Annotated in this window: 16 protein-coding genes; 7 read left to right on the top strand and 9 right to left on the bottom strand. The window is 67.4% G+C overall.

The window, feature by feature from the left end; all coding sequences use genetic code 11:
- Positions 1-46 precede the first annotated feature (46 nt).
- On the top strand, positions 47-1,177 hold the full coding sequence (locus FEJ81_RS14115) for an NAD(P)/FAD-dependent oxidoreductase (RefSeq protein WP_138245886.1): 1,131 nt from the start codon (positions 47-49) through the stop codon (positions 1,175-1,177).
- On the opposite strand, the gene trkA is transcribed toward FEJ81_RS14115, so the two are convergent.
- The 4 genes from trkA to yqeC form a co-directional block, all read right to left on the bottom strand.
- Positions 1,172-2,509, bottom strand: coding sequence for a Trk system potassium transporter TrkA (trkA, locus tag FEJ81_RS14120; RefSeq protein ID WP_138245887.1), 1,338 nt, complete (start codon positions 2,507-2,509; stop codon positions 1,172-1,174). The genes FEJ81_RS14115 and trkA overlap by 6 nt on opposite strands.
- Positions 2,510-2,668: 159 nt before the next feature.
- Positions 2,669-3,190 (bottom strand): SRPBCC family protein, encoded by a 522-nt coding sequence (locus FEJ81_RS14125; RefSeq protein ID WP_138245888.1) that lies wholly within the window; start codon positions 3,188-3,190, stop codon positions 2,669-2,671.
- 114 nt (positions 3,191-3,304) lie between these two features.
- Entirely contained in the window at positions 3,305-5,086 is a 1,782-nt protein-coding gene (locus tag FEJ81_RS14130; RefSeq protein WP_138245889.1) for an aldehyde ferredoxin oxidoreductase family protein, read from the bottom strand.
- 131 nt (positions 5,087-5,217) lie between these two features.
- Entirely contained in the window at positions 5,218-5,937 is a 720-nt protein-coding gene (gene yqeC / locus FEJ81_RS14135; protein WP_138245890.1) for a selenium cofactor biosynthesis protein YqeC, read from the bottom strand.
- A gap of 169 nt (positions 5,938-6,106) precedes the next feature.
- Here yqeC and FEJ81_RS14140 point away from each other — a divergent pair, with 169 nt between their 5' ends.
- Together FEJ81_RS14140 and FEJ81_RS14145 are read left to right on the top strand one after the other, a co-directional pair.
- Positions 6,107-6,844: an NAD(P)/FAD-dependent oxidoreductase gene (locus FEJ81_RS14140; RefSeq protein WP_138245891.1), complete on the top strand. Its 738-nt coding sequence runs from the start codon at positions 6,107-6,109 to the stop codon at positions 6,842-6,844.
- A 422-nt stretch (positions 6,845-7,266) separates the two neighbouring features.
- Positions 7,267-7,461 carry a hypothetical protein gene (locus FEJ81_RS14145; RefSeq protein ID WP_138245892.1) on the top strand — a complete coding sequence of 65 codons (195 nt, stop codon included), beginning with the start codon at positions 7,267-7,269 and terminating at the stop codon, positions 7,459-7,461.
- An 18-nt stretch (positions 7,462-7,479) separates the two neighbouring features.
- On the opposite strand, the gene FEJ81_RS14150 is transcribed toward FEJ81_RS14145, so the two are convergent.
- Positions 7,480-8,412 carry a Vms1/Ankzf1 family peptidyl-tRNA hydrolase gene (locus FEJ81_RS14150; RefSeq protein WP_138245893.1) on the bottom strand — a complete coding sequence of 311 codons (933 nt, stop codon included), beginning with the start codon at positions 8,410-8,412 and terminating at the stop codon, positions 7,480-7,482.
- 29 nt (positions 8,413-8,441) lie between these two features.
- The gene (locus FEJ81_RS14155) at positions 8,442-8,831 is read right to left on the bottom strand and encodes a DUF5802 family protein (protein WP_138245894.1); all 390 of its coding nucleotides are present in this window, start codon (positions 8,829-8,831) and stop codon (positions 8,442-8,444) included.
- Positions 8,832-9,232: 401 nt separating this feature from the next.
- On the opposite strand from FEJ81_RS14155, the gene FEJ81_RS14160 reads away from it, so the two are divergent.
- Both FEJ81_RS14160 and FEJ81_RS14165 read left to right on the top strand, forming a co-directional pair.
- Positions 9,233-10,192, top strand: coding sequence for a hypothetical protein (locus FEJ81_RS14160; RefSeq protein WP_175416431.1), 960 nt, complete (start codon positions 9,233-9,235; stop codon positions 10,190-10,192).
- Positions 10,193-10,510: 318 nt separating this feature from the next.
- Positions 10,511-11,170: a metalloregulator ArsR/SmtB family transcription factor gene (locus tag FEJ81_RS14165; protein ID WP_138245895.1), complete on the top strand. Its 660-nt coding sequence runs from the start codon at positions 10,511-10,513 to the stop codon at positions 11,168-11,170.
- A gap of 37 nt (positions 11,171-11,207) precedes the next feature.
- On the opposite strand, the gene FEJ81_RS14170 is transcribed toward FEJ81_RS14165, so the two are convergent.
- Positions 11,208-11,837 (bottom strand): DUF456 domain-containing protein, encoded by a 630-nt coding sequence (locus FEJ81_RS14170; RefSeq protein WP_138245896.1) that lies wholly within the window; start codon positions 11,835-11,837, stop codon positions 11,208-11,210.
- A gap of 83 nt (positions 11,838-11,920) precedes the next feature.
- On the opposite strand from FEJ81_RS14170, the gene FEJ81_RS14175 reads away from it, so the two are divergent.
- Positions 11,921-12,130, top strand: coding sequence for a hypothetical protein (locus tag FEJ81_RS14175; protein WP_138245897.1), 210 nt, complete (start codon positions 11,921-11,923; stop codon positions 12,128-12,130).
- A 145-nt stretch (positions 12,131-12,275) separates the two neighbouring features.
- On the opposite strand, the gene ppsA is transcribed toward FEJ81_RS14175, so the two are convergent.
- Positions 12,276-14,621: a phosphoenolpyruvate synthase gene (ppsA, locus tag FEJ81_RS14180; protein ID WP_138245898.1), complete on the bottom strand. Its 2,346-nt coding sequence runs from the start codon at positions 14,619-14,621 to the stop codon at positions 12,276-12,278.
- Positions 14,622-14,865: 244 nt separating this feature from the next.
- Between ppsA and FEJ81_RS23780 the strand changes: the two genes are divergently transcribed.
- Positions 14,866-15,603, top strand: a complete 738-nt coding sequence (locus tag FEJ81_RS23780) for a hypothetical protein (protein WP_229504719.1) — start codon at positions 14,866-14,868, stop codon at positions 15,601-15,603.
- A gap of 19 nt (positions 15,604-15,622) precedes the next feature.
- On the opposite strand, the gene FEJ81_RS14190 is transcribed toward FEJ81_RS23780, so the two are convergent.
- The gene (locus tag FEJ81_RS14190; protein WP_138245899.1) at positions 15,623-16,522 is read right to left on the bottom strand and encodes a PhzF family phenazine biosynthesis protein; all 900 of its coding nucleotides are present in this window, start codon (positions 16,520-16,522) and stop codon (positions 15,623-15,625) included.
- Positions 16,523-16,563: the final 41 nt, after the last annotated feature.

Consider the following 16,563-nt stretch of genomic DNA (forward strand, 5'->3'; position numbering starts at 1 on the left):
GTGTTCCGTGCCCGGATTCTTACAGGACCGTGCCCGAGACACACCCATGACCCGAATCGGAATCGTCGGCGCAGGTGCGGCCGCCGCGGCGGCGACGTACGCCCTCGAGGAAACGCCCGCCGAAACGGAGATCACGGTCCTCGAGAAGTCCCGCGGCCTGTGCGGTCGGGCCGCGACGCGGCGGCACGACGACGTCGTCTACGACTACGGCGCGAACTACGTCACGTCCGACGACGAGCGTGTAGTCGAGTTACTGACCGAGACGCTGGACACCGAGGGGTTGGTCGACGTGACGGACCCGGTCTCGACGTTCGACGGCGACGGTGCGGTGTCAGAGGGCGACGACCGCGACAGGCACAAGTGGACCTACCGACAGGGACTGACACAGATCGCGAAACGGCTGTTCGCGCGCACCGACGCAACGATTCACCGAGAGACGCGGATCGAAACGGTGGTCCGGAGTGACGGCGGCGAGAGCGAGAAGGGGAGCGGAGACGCGGGCAGGCGCGGAGTCGCAGGCGGACACGGAGACGCGGACGGCGTCTGGCACCTCGAGGACGCCGACGGAACCCGGTGGGGCCCCTTCGACGTGCTCCTCCTGAACCCGCCGGCACCCCAGACCGCCGACCTGCTGCGGTCGGCCGAGTGGGACGCTGACGTGCGCGACGATCTGGTCGACGCCGTCGAGGCGGTCCCCTTCCGGACGATCTGGACCGAGATTTTCCACTATCCGTTCGAACTCGAGCGACCCTACTACGCGCTGGTCAACACGGACAAGGCCCACGCGGTGGGCTGGATCGGCCGCGAGGAGTGCAAGCCCGGCCACGTTCCCGACGGCGAGTCACTGCTGGTCGTGCAGGCAAACCACGAGTGGTCGGTCGAACACTACGACGAGTCGCCGGCCGAGAACCGCGAGCGACTCGCGGACCTGACCGCCGACCTCATCGGGGACGAGCGCCTGCGGGACCCGGACTGGGCCGACCAGCAGGGCTGGCGGTACGCCTTACCCGAAGACGGCGTCGACGACGACCCGCTGCGCCGCGCCGAACGCGAGGGCCTATACTGTCTCGGCGACTGGGTCGCCGGCGAGGGGCGGCTCCACGCGGCGCTCCGGAACGGGCTCGAGGTCGGCGAGCGGATCGAGCACGGGCGCGGAGCCGACGGCTGCGGCTCATAACGCCGATGTGATCTCGTCTAACACGGCGGTATCGACGAAGAGGACCACGTGGTCGCCCCCTCGGACGACCGTCTCGCCGCGGGGCGTAATCAGGTCGCCGTCGCGGCTGATCGCGCCGACGACGACGCCGTCCGGCAGGTCGGCGATCGCGTCCTGAATCCGCGCCTCGAAGAGCGCGCTGTCCTCGCCGATCTCGATCTCGAGGACCTCCGCGCGGTCGGACTCGAGCATGGCGACGTTTTCCGCGCGGCGCTTGCGCGTGAATCGTGTAATCTCCTCGGAAGTGACGAGCCGAGGGTTGACGCCGACGTCGATTCCGACCGTCTCGAAGAGGTCGACGTACTCGCCGGACTCGACGAGTCCGATCGTGCGCTCGACGCCGATCCGCTTCGCCAACAGGGAGACGAGCAGGTTCTTCTCGTCGCTCTCGAGGGCGGAGACGACGATATCTGACTCGTCGACGTGTTCCCGGACGAGGAAGTCGATGTCCGTCGCGTCGCTCTCTAAGACAAGCGTCCCCGGCAGTTGCTCGGCCAGTTCCCGCGCCCGGTCCGGGTCGCGTTCGACCAGTCGCGGCTCGAGACCCTCCGCCTCGAAGAGCCGCGCCGTCTGATAGCCGATGTCGGTCCCGCCGACGATGACGACCTCGTGGGCGTCCTCGAGGGTCGGTTCGGGTGTCAGCGAACTCGCGAAGGCGCGGACGCTCTCCCTGGACCCGATGACGACGACGGCGTCGCCAGCCGTGATGACCGTGTCGCCCCGCGGAATGATGACGTCGTCCTCGCGCAGCAACGCGGCGAAGGTCAGCGACTCGAACCGGTCGGCCTCGGAGACCGTCTCGCCGGCGACGGGGCTGTCGGGTTCAACCTCGAACTCGGCCATCTGGACGAGTCCGCCGGCGAAGGCCTCGACGTCGTGAGCGTTGGGCAGGCCGGCGATTCTGACGATCGTCTCGGCGGTCTGTAAGTTCGTACTGACCATGAAGTCGACGCCGAACGCGCCCGTCGACTGCTCCCACGTCCGCAGGAGGGTCGTCTTCTTCACGCGTGCGATCGTGAACGGACCGCCGACGGCCTTCGCTGCGCCACAGATGACGATGTTCGTCTCATCGACGTCGGTGCTCGCGATCACCATATCCGCGTTCTCGATGCCGGCCTCCCGCAGCGTCTCGATCGAGGTGCCGTCGCCCCGAATCGCCAACACGTCGTGAGAGTAGGTGATCGAATCGATGCGATCGGGATCCGTATCGATCACGACGACGTGGTGGTCGTCGTCGAGGCTCTCGGCGATGTTCGAACCCACCTCGCCCGCACCGACGACGAGGACGCGCATCAGCGTCTCACCCGCGGGTAGCGAGGACTCGAACCGGTGCAGCGTCCGCTCATATCAGCAGTGTCGGCCGCCGAGCAGTAAGTGGGTTTGCCCTGCCAGCGAACCGGTTGCGAGACGAGAACAGCGGCCGCCGCCGACGGCCTCCGCGCGGCGCGAGCGCTACGGCATCTCGTGAACCGTCAATTCCACGTCCCGCGGCCGCCCCTCGATGTCCGCGACGAGCCGTTCGACGACGGATCGGGCCTCGCCGAGCAGTTTGGGTTCGACCTTCTTGACAACCCAGTCGAGCGAGACGAACCGCGGGAGCGAGATGGCGTCTTCGTTCGCCGAGTGGGGATCGTAGCGCGCCTCGAAGTAGATCCGACTGGCCGTCTCCGCGTGGGCCGGCGCGGATTCCGGCTCCGGTTCGACGCGCCACTGGCCGCGGGCGTCGAGGTCGTTGACCAGTTCCCACGTGAGCGATTCGGGGGCCGAGATATCGGTCACTCTCGAGCGAGCGGTGTAGCTCAGCTTCCACCACGCCAACTCGAGGTCGTAGACGGAGCCGGCTCCGCCGTCCCCGTCGACTCGAACCTCCTTGAGGTGGTCCGTGTACCGCGGGTAGTCGGTAAAGGATCGCACGTACGGGAAAACCTCCTCCGGCGACCGGTGGGCGAGCGTGCTGAGGAGAATTCTGTCCACACCGGTCGTACGACGGGTCCGAAAGTAAGGATTGGCATACTATCAATCGGCTCCGCCACGGGCCCCGCTCGAGTCGCTCGGCCGCTCAGGTCGGGTCTGCGAACTCGGCCGCCCTCAGCGCGGGTCCGCGAGGAGCGAGTCGTCCGCGACCGCGTCGGCGAGTCCGAAGCGCTCGACGGTCGCTCGAGTCGGCCGGCCGTCGGGTCCCCAGCCTCGCTTCCGATAGTAGCGCTCGCGGGCCGTCTCGAACCACTCGTCGTCGACGGCCGATCCGGCGTTGGGCCCCGACTCGAGGGGCTCGCGGAGAGGTGCGGGCAGTTCGTCAGCTGCCCGCCCCAGCCCCTCCCGGACGTTGAACAGGCGAGTCAGGGTCCAGACCCGTTCTCCGACAGTCAGGGGGCCGCCCGCCGTCTCGAGTCCGACCGCGTCCAACCACTCCGCGCCGAGGTCGTCGAACGCCTCGCCGACGAAATCGTCCGCGATGAGACACCAGAGGGCCGAGCGCCGGTTCTGCTCCTCGATGACGGCCGCCGCCGCGCGGTCGGGACTCCACCGCCCGTCGAACGCCTCCCGCTCGATCGGGCGGGCTCGGCGGTGACAGGCCCCGCGGTCGCTGGTGGCGTACGCGAGCGCCATGCTCCGTGCGCCGCGCGGATCGTACGCCGGCAGCGCCATCGCCTTGACCGTCGGGACGAGGTCGTCCCCGCCGAACCGTTCCGCCGCCGCGTCGACGCCGTCTGCGAGCGCGTCGCCGACCGGCGTGTCCCGCGCGGCGATTTCCTCGAGCAACTCCCGAGCAGCGTCGGGGTCGCCGAAGGAGATCGAGCGCTCGAGCAGGTCCGCGTCGGCGGCCTTGATCGCCCACGCGACCGCGCTGCCGGCGCTGATGAGGTCGATGCCGAGCCGGTCGCAGGTGCGGCCGAGTTCCGCGACGGCGTCGAACTCGTCGATGCCAAGCCCCGCGCCCAGCGACATCGCGGTGGCCCCGCGCGGGACGTAGTCGCCGTCGTCGGTCTCGACGCGGAAGCCGCCGGGCTCGCCGGCGCTGTCGTCATTACTGTCGCCGCCGTCGTACTCTCGCCCGGTCATTCGCTCCCTGACCGCAGCGATGCCGATCCCGTCGGTTCCCTCGAACCGGCCGTCCTCCCAGCCGCGGGTCGAGAGCGCGCCGATCTCGTTCGCGAAATCGACGGTTTCGGCCGTCCCGCTCGCCTCGAGCCACCGTCCGGTCTCGGCGTCGCGGTACCGCTCGGCGTACGCCTCGCGCAGGTCCGCAAGTCCCTCGGGCGGCTCCCCCCGCGCGACGACGGCCTTCAACCGCTTCGAGCCCATCACGGCGCCGGCACCGCCCCTGCCCGCGTGGTGGTCCCCCTCGTCGGAGGCGATCGTCGCGGAGGCGACCCGCCGTTCGCCCGCCGGGCCGATGCAGGCGACCGACGCGTCGGGGAACGCCGCGGCCGTCTCGAGGGTGTCCTCGCCCCACGCGTCGGCGGGTTCGACGGTCGCCGTCCCGTCCTCGACGACGAGACGGACGGGTTCGTCCGCCCGCCCCGTGACGAGCAGTCCGATACTGGGACCGAGCGCGCCGACGAGCGCGTCCGGAAACGAGCCGCCGGCATAGGAATCGAGGAAGCCGCCGGTCAGCGGCGATTTCGTGATGGCGGCGTATCGCGACTCGCCGGGCAGGTAGCCCGAGAGCGGGCCGAGCATGAACAGGAGGGCGTTCGCCGGCCCGAGCGGATCGGTCCCCGCCTCGAGTTCCGCGTAGAGGTATCGAGCGCCCAGCCCCTTCCCGCCGACGTACCGGCGGAGCCACGGCTCCGGGACGGGGACGCGTTCGACCGACTCCGCCGAGAGATCGACCCGGAGGAGTCGGTCGGGAGTAGCGAGTGCCACGGTGGACGATCACCGCGGACGGGAAAAAGCGTTATCACGGCATCTGTCGGCCTCCTCGAGGGGCAATCGTGCGTGTGACTGTGCCCGGTGGTCTCTCCGACTCGCGGACGACGGGAGAGTGACACCCAGTGCTAAACGATGTCCACGAGCGGGCGGTCGGCGCGCATCTCCGCGAGGACGACCCGCGGAACGTCCGCCCGCTCGTGGATCTCGGCGGCGACCCGCCGCGCGGTCGCCGCGAGCGCCTCGTCGTCAACCATGTTGAGGAGCGGGATCACCGTCGCGCCGTCCGGAACGTCCTTGCGGCCGCCGCGATCGCTGGCGAGGACGGTCGCCACGTCGGCCGGCCGGATCTCGTCGCCCGGCTCCAGCCCGGTCAGGGCCGCGACCCGATCGACCCGGTGCACTCGCTCTTCGGTCAGCGGCTCTCCGACGACGTGCGCGCTCGCGATCGGAACGACCGTCTTCGCACTCGAGGGCAGTTGTGGCTCCCGCTCGTTCGGGGCTTTGAACCGCCGCATCCGCGCGCCGTCGGCTTTGGCGAGCACGGGCACGTCGAGGTCGGCGAGGGCATCGACCGTCGCGCGGTCGTACCCCAGATAGCGGTCCTCGCGTTCCCGCTCCGGAACGACGCCGAGCGGCCAGTCGGCGGTCCCCTCGACGGCCGCGACCGGGTCGTCCGTGACCGCGACCCGCTCGACCCAGTCGTCGAAGATGGGAATGCGAACGGTGGCGGTGACGACCGCGCGCTCGAGGACCGACGCGAGCGTCGCCATCGTCGTCTTCTTGCCGCCAGCCCCGACAAAACAGGTCATATCGCGCCGCGCCTCGAGGGCCTCGACAACGTCCATACCGAACACACCGCACGGCTCGCCATAACGGTTTACTCCCCGGAACGGAAGACGGTGGTTGGCAGCGAGATGGACGGCTCCGAGGACCGGTACGCAAAGGAGTGATCGAACCGGTTCGGGACCGCGACAGACGATAACATTCTATACCCGGGCCAGTCAACGGGCGGTCATGCGAGACGTCTGTATCGTCGGCGGCGGCGTCGCCGGCCTCGCCGCATCGATCTTCACCGCCCGCGCCGGACTGGACACCCTCGTCGTCGACGGCGGGGAATCCATCCTTGCGCGCAACGCCAGCCTCGAGAACTATCCCGGCTTCCCGGACGGGATCGACGCCCGCCGGTACTTACAACTGACCCGCGAACAGGCCCGGAACGCGGGCGTCGAGTTCGAACTCGGCCGCGTGACGCGCGCCGAACCGGTCGTCGAGAGCGATCTCGAGGAGGGCTTCGTCCTCGAGACCGATGGCGGGGAACCCCTCGACGCCCGACGGCTCATCGCGGCCTCGTGGTCGGACAGCGACTACCTCGTCCCGCTGGATGTCGGTCGAACCAAACGCGGGAGCAAACACTTCGTCAACGTCGATAACGGCGGGCGGACGGCCGTCGACGGCGTCTACGCCGCAGGCCGGGTCGCGGACGAGCCCCACCAGACCATCGTCGCCGCCGGTCACGGCGCGAAGGTCGGCCTCGCGGTCGTCCACGATTCGGACGCGAACTTCTACCACGACTGGGTCGCCCCCGAGGGCTACTTCACCGGTCGCGGCCGCGAGGTGCCGCCCGGCTGTGAAGAGATCGATGCCGAGGAACGGCGAAAGCGCGACGAGCAGGCGAGAGAGACGATGCTCGAGGCGTTCGCGGAGCCGCTCGACGAGGAGCCGACGATGCATCCGAGCGTCGAGCAGGACTGAGCCACTCGCCGCTTTCGCGGCCGACGCTCGGTCTCACGCGGTCAGCACAAAAAACGGCTTCCGATCGGCCGGTCTCTCGGTTAGTTCGCCTCGAGGGCGCACGCGGGGCTACAGAACCCGCGCTGGGCCGCGTTGGCGTCCGGATATGCCTTGAAATCGCCACCACACTGCTCGCACGTGATGGATTCGAAGTCAGACATACTCGGTCGTACCTTCGGCGTCCGGAGCCGAAAACGTATCGGAATCGCCCCGTACCCGGTCGATCCCCAGTTCGAACCGCATCGTTTCGAGACCGGAAACAGCTCGTTTCGTACCGATACGGTCACCCGGACCGTTCTCCCTCTGAAACGGTTCGATCTCCTGTCGGACCCACTGCGCAACGGACGATGCAATTATGTTGGTGGCCAATGACAACATACATCATGAACGGTGTTCTGAACGAGACGACGAACAAGATCCACAAGCACGAATCGGGCCGGTCCGACTTCCAGACGACCTGCGGAGCGACCGCTCACATCGCTCACGAACACCTCCGCGTGATTCCCGTCGAGCAGGCAGTCAGCGACGGCGACGCGAACCGGTGCGGTCGCTGTTTTGCCGACGACGGCAGTTACTGACAACCAGTCGAAACGGGCTTACAACACCCGCAACTCCGTCGTCCAGAACGATCGAACGGCGTCCTCGAGCGCCGGCTTCGGGTCGCCGGTCGCGTCGACGGCGGCCGTCGCGGTCGGCTCGAGGGCCGATTCCTCGACGAGCGCGTCGACGATGCCGCGCTGGCCGACGAGAGAAAGCGGCGTGTCGGCGGCCTCGCCGCCGGGTTCGTACCCGGCGAGGGCCTCCCGGCAGCGCTCGAGGTGGTCGTCGATCTGGCCGTCGCGAATCCGCTCGAATCGAGCCTGAGAGAAGCCGCCTTTCGAGTGGCTGCCCTTGACATCGCTCTCGAATCCGCGGTAGTCGACGCGGTCCGCGCCCTCGTAGACTCCGAGGGCGAACAGGTCGGTCCGGACGAGCGCGATCGCGTGGCGGCCGGTCGGGAGGAACCACTCGCGCTCGAGAGCGAACCGGTCGCTCCACGTCGCGTCTCGGTCGGGAACGACCGGGGGCTCGAGTGTCACGGTGAGCAGCCCCGCATCGTCGACGCAGCACAGACACGGCGCGGCGTCGTCGACGAGCGCGACGCGATCGCCGAGGACCGGTTCCAGTTCCGCGCGGGCGGACTCGGAAACGCCCTCGCCGTCCACGCCGACGGTCAGTGCACCTTCCGGGCCCGTTCGAAACGTCGTCAGCCGGTCGATCACCGACTCGAGACGGGCACCCCGCAGTTGCTCGCGGCGGCGGACGGCGAGCCCGGTTTCGTCCTCTTCGACCCGCTCGAGTTCACCCTCGAGTTGGGCGATCCGATCCTCGAGTCGGTTGATCCGCTCCTCGGCGTCCTGTCTGGCGGTCGCGGCGTCGGCCCGGCGCTCGGATTCGGCCTCGTAGCGCTTCTGTAACCGCTCGTTTTCGTCCTCGAGTTCGTCGATTCGGTCCTTGAGCAATGCACGGCCGAGCAACTCGTCGAACATCCGGGCGAAAACGGGAAGCGAGCGTACTTCTAGGTTCCGGCGTTTCGCAGGTCCTCGTCGGGCCGGTCACCCGAGTCCCGCCATCCGCCGGTGAACTCGAGCAACTGCCGGGCGCGCTCTCGACGGGCGAGAAACACCTCCCTGAGCGAGGGCGGGTTCCTGATCTCGGACCCTTCGACCATCGATTCGGGCAGTGCGAGCGTATTCGTCGGGACATCTTCCGCCCCGTGAACCGGGAAGTGCTGTGACTCGAGTTTCATCACCAGCGGGGTGTCGAGGCGCTCGAGTCCGTCGCCGGTCGCGTACACGGCCTCGTTGATCCGCTCGTGTTGCTCGCTGTGCATGAGTGCGTGATCCCCGTCGGTGGGGGTCACGTAGAGACGTCCGAGATAATAGCTTCGCGAGAACACCTCGAACATGGTAACAAGTATCACGGGCTGGAGCGATATAACTGTTTGCGGATACGTTTAAATCGTCGCGCTATCAGACCGATCTTGGACGGCGGCCTCGGAGTCGGGTCGGATGCCCCCGCCCGCTTCGCGGATGAGGTATCGGATCGCCTGTTCGTTTCCGCGATCGACCGCTCTCGTTCACGACGGTTCGTAGCCCGCGATTGCGACGTTCTCGGCCGACGCAAACGATTCGAACGATCCGAACGAGCGCGGGTCGACTCGAGGCGGACTCAACTGTAATCGGGCCGGATTACGGCCACTGCAGCCCGTTTGAACGCTCGGAACGACTCTCGGGAGTCGATCGAACTGAGTGAACGGTACGAACGAAGGTCCGTCTTTTTAGTATATTCGGGACAACGACAGAAGCGATGACAACCACTCGGTCGGTCACGCTCCTCGTGGCCGCACTGGTCGTCGGCCTCACGGTCGCGCCGCTTGCAAGCGGTGCCGTCGCGAGTTCGTTGACCGCGGCCCAAACCAGCCAATCCGACCAATCCGAGACGGCAACCACGAACGCCTCCGTCGGGACGTTGATGCAGGCGAACGCGGCCGAGACGAAGAACACGGTCGATTCCGAACTGTTCGACGCGGAGTACGAAACCGCGGACAACGAGAGCCGCGCCGACGTCGTCAGCGATCGGACGACCGAACTCGAGACCCAATTGACCGAACTCGAAGCCGAACGCACCGAACTCCGGGAGCAACGCGACTCGCTCGCTCGGGGCGCCTACCGCTCTCGCATGGCGAAACTGACGGTCGACATCGCCAGCCTCGAGCGGTCGATCGAACGAACCGAGCGCCGCGCCGCCGAGGCCGGCGTCAACGAGACCGAGCTCTCGGACCTTCGGGAGAACGCCTCGCGGATCCGGCAGAACGCGTCGGAAGACGCCGGTCCGGGGACCGCGGCGGTCGCCCGCGGGCTGTCCACCGGTAACGGACCGCCCGGTGCCGGCGGTGGCCCGCCGGACGACCGCGGTCCGCCCGCCGAGAAGGGGAATAACGGATCCGCTGACGCTCCCGGGAACAGCGAGAACGCGGGGAACGGTGATGCGCCGGGAAATAGCGGAGATACAGGGAGCGGTGACACGCCGGGAAATAACGGAGATGCAGGGAGCGGTGACACGCCGGGAAATAACGGAGATGCAAGGAACGGTGATGCACCCGGGAATAGCGAGAGCGGAGGGAACGGCGACGCACCGGGAAATAGTGGAAACGACGGAAACGGCGACAACGGAAGCAACAGTAACGCCTCCGGAAACGGTGGCAGCGCTGGATCGGGTCAGAACGCAGGAAACGGCCAATCGTCGGGGAACGGAAACGGCAACTAGCTAACGGGACCCGCCGGTGAGTTATTCTCTCGAATACCGACGCAACTACGGTCAGCACCCAGCACGGACGACGGATCGAGGTCGAAAGCGGTCGTCCAGACCGGACCGATTCGCTTCCCGATCGTATCGCCGCCCGCGTTCGAGCACGTGCCGTCTTCGCGTGGTTCAATCGCGTTCCTCGAGGTCGGAACGACCCGATTCGCTCGCTGATCGGTGAAATCGTCGCGAATCGGCTCGAGGGCGTCGCCGGGGTGCGGTCGTCGCCGCGAGTCCGGCGAGCAGACACCCTTTTCAGCGGCGATCACTAACCCTCTCTCGATGGACTCCGCCGCGTTGTTGGATTTACTCGGGAACGAAAACCGGAGACGGATCCTTCGGTTGCTCGCCCGCAAACCCTGTTATGTCACCGAAATCTCGGAATACCTCGGCGTGAGTCCCAAGGCGGTTATCGAGCACTTGCGGAAACTCGAGGAAGCGGGCCTGATCGAGAGCCGCGTCGACGATCAGCGACGAAAGTACTTCCACATCGCCCGGAACGTCCGCCTCGAGGTGAACGTCTCGCCGTACGGGTTCGCGAGCAAGAGCGCCTATCCGGCGAACAGTAGCTTCGATATCACGACCTGTCGCCACCTCACGCTCGACGTGTCCTGGGACGACGCCGGTGATCTCGATGACCAACTCGCCGCCCTCGAAGACCTCGAGCGGCTCGAAAACGAACTCTCCTTGGCCCAGCGGTGGGTGCAGGGCCGGCTCTGTGACGTGCTCGATTCAATTTCCGAGAACGTCGGCGCTGGCCCGGAGAGTCGGATCTACGCCGACCTGCTCGCGAGCGTGCGCTCGGAGCCGAAATCCGTCGGCGAACTCAGCGAGGACATCGACGCGCCCCGCGAGGTCGTCGCCGAGTTGCTCGAGGTGATGGCCGACAACGGCGTCGTTCGGCGAACCGAGCGCGGCTGGGAACTGACGATGAACGGGTGAGCAAGGGGACGCACACGGCGAGCGACCGGAATCCGGCTCAGTCGATATCCCGCGCAAGACCGTCGCGGAAGTCGCGGCCGAAGTAGTATCCCACGACGGACGCGAGGAGGCCGACGGTCGCGCCGACCGCGACGATCGTTTGTCCGGAACCGACAGCCGTGAGGACGGCGTTGTTGAGGATCGCGGCGACGCCGCCGACCGAGACGCCGGCGACGCTCACCTCGAGGTAGCGCCGTTTCGACGCGAGCAGGCCGACGGTGAACGCGACGCCGAACATGCCGATCACGCGACCGGCGAACGGGAGCACGGTATCGCCGGCCACCAGGCCGGCACCGAGGACGAGCACCAGCGCGAGATACTCCTTCGGCGAGAAATACTGCCCGAGCGAGAGCCGCGACGTGAGCGGGGCGAGCCACGAGCGCGACGAGCCGGCGTCGGTCTCGCCGGCGGGTTCGGGCTCGGTCTCCGGCCCGCGGTCGATTCCGGTAGACAGGTCCTGCAGGGGGTCACTGCCGGACGCATCCGACGGCTCCGCGGGCCCGGGCGACGCGTCGCCGGTACCGCCGCCCGACCCGGAGAGCAGTCGATCCGTCTCCTCGAGGAGGTCGTCGGTGGCGGCCGGGTCTCGGTCCCGACTCTCGGTCACCTCGTCTGAACGGTCGCTCATATGTCATCTGAGGGTCCCCTGTCTCATGGACCTTTCCCCGAGACGGCCACAGGCTATAGGATGGTCGCCGCCCCACCGGACCTATGACCTGGGCCGCGCCGGCCGTGTTCGGGCTGTGTGCGGTCGGTGTCGGTACGTTCGTCTACGTCCTCGTGGCGAACCTCGAGCCCCAGCCCGAGTACCCGGAACTCATGACCGACCTACTGCGGCTGCTCGGGTTCGCGATCGCGGCCTGTGCGGTCGGAATCGGGATCGTCTTTCTCGTCGCCGCCGGGCGAGCCTACACGTGGTGAGCGGCGGCTCGACGAGATCGACGGGTCACTTCGCTGTGGACCCGGTCGATCGGTTCAAACGCGTCACTCGAGGCAGGGACCGAAACCGAGGCGGGCTCGGAAAAGAATCACCGTGTCTCCGTGGCGAAAACGGATTTCGAGGTGGTTAGCGAACCGAGTCGAGCAGGAGCTTCTGTTCGACGCGTTTGACCTCGTGTTGGACGTCGCGGACGGCGTCGATATTCGCCGAGATCGACGTGATGCCCTCGTTGGCGAGGAACTGGACCATCTCGGGCTTGGAACCGGCCTGTCCGCAGATACTGGTGTCGACATCGTGTTCGCGGCAGGTTTCGATGACGTCACCGATCAGGCGCAACACGGCGGGGTGGAGTTCGTCGAAGCGGTCGGCGACGTGCTCGTTGTTGCGGTCGACCGCGAGCGTGTACTGGGTCAAATCGTTGGTACCGAAGGAGGCGAAGTCGATGCCGGCCTCGGCTAACTCTTCGACCGAGAGCGCGGCCGCGGGCGTCTCGATCATCGCGCCCCACTTGCGCTTCTCGGGATCGATGCCGGCCTCCTTCATGCACTCCTTGGCCCGATAGATGTCCTCGGCGTCGTTGACCAGCGGCAGCATGATCTCGACGTTATCGTAGCCCATCTCGTAGAGCCGCCGGAACGCCTCGAGTTCGTGGGCGAAGACATCGGGTCGATCGAGCGACCGGCGGATGCCACGGTAGCCCAGCATCGGATTGTGCTCGTTGGGCTCGTCCTCGCCGCCCTCGAGTTGGCGGAACTCGTCGGTGGGTGCATCGAGGGTGCGCACGCGGACAGGACGGGGATAGAACTCGTCGGCGACACCGCGGATGCCGTCGATGAGTTCCTTGGTGTAGGCGTCCGGACCGTTTTCGTCGATGAACTTCTCGGGGGTCTGGTTCAGCGAGAGGATCATGTGCTCGGTCCGGAGCAGGCCGACGCCGTCGGCCCCTGTCGCGGCCGCGCGTTCGGCCGCTTCCGGAATCGAGACGTTGACCTTGACCTCGGTCGCGGTCATCGGCTTGACCGGCGACTGCGGGCGGACTTCCTCGACGGGTTCGGTCTCCTCGTCGGGTTCGACCGCCGACCCCTCGAGCACGGAACCCTTGTCGCCGTCGAGGGTGACAACCTGTCCGTCCTCGAGGACGGTGGTGGCGTTGGTGGTGCCGACGATAGCGGGGACGCCGAGTTCGCGGGAGACGATAGCGGCGTGGCTGGTCATGCCGCCCTCGTCGGTGATGATCCCCGAGGCCCGCTTCATCGCGGGGACCATATCGGGCATCGTCATCTCGGTGACGATAATGTCGCCCTCGCCAACTTTGGCCAGATCGTCGAGTTTCGTGACGATCTTCGCCGGCCCGCTTACCGTGCCGGGGCTCGAGCCCAGTCCGTCGACGATGACCTCGCCGGAGCCGCTCGCGTCGGCGGTATCGGCGCTGCCGCCCTCGGCGGCTTGAACGCTGCCGCTGCCGTCGGTAAGTCCCTTCGCGGGGTCGCCGCCTTCGGCGTCGACGGCGTCGGCGGCGTCGCTGCTGCTCTCGTCGATCGTCGTGATCGGCCGGGACTGGAGCATGTAGACCTCGCCGTCGACGATGGCCCACTCGACGTCTTGGGGCTCGCCGTAGTGGTCCTCGACGCGCTCGCCGAGGTCCATGAGGGCGTCGATCTCGTCGCCGGAGACGACCCGTTGGGTCCGTTTGTCCTCGGGGACCTCGCGCTCGACGGTCTGCCCGGTCGCCTCGTCTTTCTCGTGTTTGACTTTCTTCTCGGCGATGGTGACGTCCATCGACCGGTCTTCGCGATCGATGACGTAGTTGTCAGGCGAGACGGCGCCGGAGACGACGGCCTCGCCGAGCCCCCACGCGGCCTCGATGATCATCGTCGGATCGCCCGTCGAGGGGTGGCTCGTAAACATCACGCCCGACTTTTCGGCGTCGACCATCTGCTGGACGACGACCGCGATGTTCACCGCGGAGTGGTCGAACCCTTGCTCCTGTCGGTAGTAGATCGCCCGCTGAGTGAACAGCGAGGCCCAACACTCCCGGACACGGTCCAGCAGGTCCTCCTCGGTGACGTTGAGGAACGTCTCCTGCTGGCCCGCGAAGGAGGCGTCGGGCAGGTCCTCGGCCGTCGCAGAGGACCGAACCGCGACGAACGCCTCGCCGTCGCCGACCTCGCTGTAGCTCGCGAGGATCTCCTCGCGAAGCTCCTCGGGGAACGGCGTCTCGAGGATGAGTTCCTGTGCGCGGTCGGCAGCATCGGCCAGCGCACTCGAGTCGTCGACGTCGACGTCGACGGCCTCGAACAGCTCCTCGTCGATTTCGGCGTCTTCGATAAACGCTCGATAGGTCCCGGCAGTCACGACGAATCCCGGTGGAACGGGCAGCCCCGCGCCCGTGAGCTCGCCCAAGGAGGCACCTTTACCGCCGACCTTCTCGAGGTCGCCGGCACTGATCTCGTCCAGCCAGAGTACAGCCATCTCTACTGAGGTGGTCACTGGTACGAATAAAGAAGGTTGCGAACAGTTTCGCCCAATCGCAACTCACAAGTGAATGAGTTTCTGCCGTAGCGGCCGGCAAACGCGCGTTCGGATCGGGTGCCGCCGAATCGAACTGCGCGGTTACACGGGACGACGACCGATATGAAGCCGTCAGGTTACCGGACGCCGATAGCGTCGACCTGTTGCCCACAGCGATTATACAAGTTCGGTGATTGTTCCCGATATGGAACTTCGAAATACGTTCAAGTGGACGCTCGTCTATCGCACGATTACGGTGGGGGCGCTCGGACTCGGGCTGGCGCTCGTCGCCGCGGGATTTCTCGCCGGCTTCGGCGGCGCGATCACCGGGTTACTCGCCGATCCGCTGAACCCCGGGACAGCGATCGAGAGCGCGAACCCGACGATCACCCTGCTCTTTGCCGCGCTCGGCATCGTCGTCTGGCAACTCGGGAAGAGCTACGCGCTGTTCGTCACGCTCCCGCGCGCAGCGGGCCGAGCCGCCGGCCGACAACTCGACTCGAACCGACTCGCGAGCGAAGTCCACGACGGACTCGATGACCGTCTCGCCGACATGGAAGCCGAGATCGCCGAGACTCGCCGGGCTATCGAGGCGCTCGAGGAGAACGACCGGACCGCGACGTTCGACGAGCGCGAGCACCTCGACGACGCGGCGACCGCCGACGCGGCCGAGGCCGCCGGATCGAACGAGACGACCGACCGCGCCGTCGCACCGGCGACTCGAGAGGCGACATCGGAGCCAGCACCAGAGCGGGGGTCAGAGACAGAGCCGAAATCAGAATCGTCGACCGAACCGTCCGGAACGGGGCCGTCACCCCCCTCGAGTCCGTCGGACTCACCGCGGGACGGTCTCGAGAGCGACAGCGGCGGCGGTGAGGAACGTAGCAGCGATAGCGACAATAACAGCAGCGGCGGCAACGGCGGCAGCGACCCGCTCGCCTGAGCGCGGCCGCACCGCGGACTCAGGCCTCGAGAATCTCGTCCTCGTCGGCCTCGGGGACGACGAGAGAGCCGTCGAGGACGGTCACGCCACGGCCGCCGACCCGCACCCCGTCGTCGAGGCGAACCCGGACGATCCCCGGCCGGTCGACGTAGTGGCCCTGCTCGAGTCGAAGTTCCTCGGGGAGGTCGTCGTCGAACGCGCCGAAGCGGTCGAGGTACGCGCCGACGGCCCCGCTCGCGGTGCCGGTGACCGGGTCCTCCGGGACGCCGGCACCCGGCGCGAACATGCGGCCGTGGACCGTCGACTCGGCCTCGAGCGCGTCGAAGGTAAAGAGGTAGACGCCCGCGGCGTCGACCGCATCGGTGAGGGCTTCGATCGCGGCCATATCGGGCGCTGCGTCGCCGACATCCGAGAGGTACGTGATCGGTGCGATCAGGAACGGCAGACCGGTCGAGGACACCGCCAGCGGGATATCGGCGCTCGCGCCCTCGAGGGCGGCCCGATCGACGCCGAGTGCGTCGGCGACGCGATCGTAGCCCACGTCGATCTCGCGGATCGTCGGCTCGTCCTGTGTCATCCAGACCGTGCCGTCGTCTGCGACCTCGATCTCGAGCGTCCCGACGTTCGTCTCGAGGGTCGTCGTTCCCGTCGCGAGGCCCTCCTCGTGGAGGTGTGCGAAGGTGCCGATCGTCGCGTGGCCACAGAGGTCGACCTCCTGTGTCGGCGTGAAATAGCGAATCCGTCGGTCGGCGGTCTCGCTCGAGCGGAGAAAGGCCGTCTCGCTGACGGCCATCTCGGCGGCGATCGCCTGCATCTGGTCGTCCGAGAGGCCGTCCGCGTTCGGCACGACCCCCGCCGGGTTCCCGGTGAGCGGTTCGTCGGTGAAGGCGTCGACCTGCAAGACCCGAATCGTCTCCATACGACGTGGGTCGGGCGACCGGCGTATGAATCCTCGGTCCA

The organism is Natrinema versiforme, assembly GCF_005576615.1.
In the GTDB taxonomy this organism is placed as follows: domain Archaea; phylum Halobacteriota; class Halobacteria; order Halobacteriales; family Natrialbaceae; genus Natrinema; species Natrinema versiforme_A.